At 58.4% G+C, this 474-nt stretch carries 1 protein-coding gene; it reads left to right on the top strand.

The features are described 5' to 3' along the window. A partial coding sequence (locus Q4563_RS16000) for a PAS domain-containing protein (RefSeq protein ID WP_303605176.1) occupies window positions 1–474 on the top strand: 474 nt, incomplete at both ends.

Consider the following 474-nt stretch of genomic DNA (forward strand, 5'->3'; position numbering starts at 1 on the left):
GAACCAACCACTGGCTGATTTTCTGCACCCGCAGGATCGTGCCGCCTGGCTACAGCTGCTTAACGGCAGCAGCGACCTGACTGCCAGTGGTCCGTATCCGCCGCTCAAGTTACGCCTCGCCAGCCCGGACCGGCAGCCACTCTGGTGTGAATTACGCCTGCAAACCCTGGGGCCACAATCACCAAAGACCCGGCAATATTCTGCCACCCTGTGTGATATCTCTCTTCAGGAGCAGGAAGACCAGCAAAACCGTGCGACCCAGCGTGGCCTCAATGCTCTGGTGTCGCGCCTGCCAACAATGATTTACCGCTCTCGTAACGACCGCGACTGGACCATGGAATACGTCAGTGAAGGCTGTCTGGCCCTGACAGGGTACAGTGCCGACGATCTGGTCAGAATGACTCAGAAAAGTTATGGCCGGCTGATTCATCCGGCGGACGTCGACTACGTCTGGCAGCAGGTACAGGAAGCCCT

The sequence above is a fragment of the Gilvimarinus sp. 1_MG-2023 genome (assembly GCF_030548285.1).